Annotated in this window: 1 protein-coding gene; it reads right to left on the bottom strand. The window is 65.3% G+C overall.

Going from position 1 to position 1,730, the window contains the following annotated elements:
- The coding region (locus A7X65_RS40345) for a beta strand repeat-containing protein (protein WP_208608658.1) at nt 1-1,730 on the bottom strand (1,730 nt) is incomplete at both ends.

The raw sequence follows: 1,730 nt of genomic DNA on the forward strand, positions 1-1,730 counted from the left end.
GTGTTGTCGACGACGACGGAGATCGTGTTGCTGGTGGCGCTATTGCCGGCGGCATCAGTGACGGTGGCTCGGAATTGGTAGCTGCCGTCCACGAGATCGCCCTGCGACGAGGTCGTCGCCGCCCAAGTGGTGCCGCCATCGGTCGAGACTTCATAGGCCACACTGGTGCTATTGGCGTCCGAACTACCGGTCAGGCCGAGGTCGAAGCTGCCATCCTTCGTGACTGCCGGCGTGTTGGCGCTGCCGGTGTCGTCGAGGCCGCTGAAGGCTAGCGTGCCCGCAACCGGGGCCGTGTTGTCGACGACGACGGAGATCGTGTTGCTGGTGGCGCTGTTGCCGGCGGCATCGGTGACGATGGCGCGGAACTGATAGCTGCCGTCGGCGAGGTTATCTTGGGCCGAGGTCGTCGAACCCCAGGTGTTGCCGCCGTCGGTCGAGACCTCATAGGCCACACTGGTGCTATTGGCGTCGGACGTGCCGGTCAGGCTGAGGTCGAAACTGCCATCCTTGGTGACCGCCGGCGCGTTAGCACTGCCGGTGTCGTCGAGGCCGCTGAAGGCCAACGTCCCCGCAACCGGGGCGGTGTTATCGACAACGACAGAGATCGTGTTGCTGGTGGCGCTATTGCCGGCGGCATCAGTGACGGTGGCTCGGAACTGATAACTGCCATCGGCCAGGTCGCTCTGCCCGGCCGTGGTCGCGGCCCAGCTCAACCCGCCGTCGGTGGAGACCTCATAGGTCGCACTGGTGCTGTTCGCGTCTGAGGTACCGGTCAGGCTGAGGTCAAAGCTGCCATCCTTGGTAACCGCCGGCGTGTTGGCACTGCCGGTGTCGTCTAGGCCGCTGAAGGCCAGCGTGCCTGCAACCGGCGCCGTGTTGTCGACGACAACGGAGATCGCGTTGCTCGCCGAGCTGTTGCCGGCGGGATCGCTGATTACGGCGCGGAACTGGTAGCTGCCGTCGGCCAGATTGCTCTGCGCAGAGGTGGTCGTCGCCCAGGTGGCGCCGCCGTCGGTCGAGACTTCATAGGAGACACTGGTGCCGTTGGCATCGGCGTTGCCGGTCAGCGTCAGGTCGAAGGTCTTGTCGGTCGAGTTGAAGTCGGCCGAGGACGAGCCTGAATCCGTATAGCCCGTCAGCGACAGCGTGCCCGCCGTCGGCGCGGTATTGTCGACCACTACTGCAATGACATTGCTCGCCGAGCTGTTGCCGGCGGGATCGCTGACCACGGCGCGGAACTGGTAGCTGCCGTCGGCCAGATTGCTCTGCGCAGAGGTGGTCGTCGCCCAGTTGGCGCCGCCGTCGGTCGAGACTTCATACGAGACACTGGTGCCGTTGGTATCGGCATTACCCGTCAGCGTCAGGTCGAAGGTCTTGTCGGTCGAGTTGAAGTCGGCCGAGGACGAGCCCGAATCCGTATAGCCCGTCAGCGACAGCGTGCCCGCCGTCGGCGCGGTGGTGTCCACCACCACCGTGACCACATTGCTGGTCGAGCTGTTGCCGGCGGCGTCCGTCACCTGGGCGCGGTACTTGTAGCTTCCGTCCGCCAGGTTGCTCTGCGCCGAAGTGGTCGTCGTCCAGTTGGAGCCGCCGTCGGTCGAGATCTGGTAGACGACCGCCGTCGCGGTCGCATCCGCCGTCCCGGCAAGGCTCAGGTCGAACGTCTTGTCCGTCGAGACAAGGTCCGAGCCGGACGTGCCACTGTCGATGTAGTTGGCCAGCGACAGCGT

The sequence above is a fragment of the Bradyrhizobium stylosanthis genome (assembly GCF_001641335.1).
In the GTDB taxonomy this organism is placed as follows: Bacteria; Pseudomonadota; Alphaproteobacteria; order Rhizobiales; family Xanthobacteraceae; genus Bradyrhizobium; species Bradyrhizobium stylosanthis.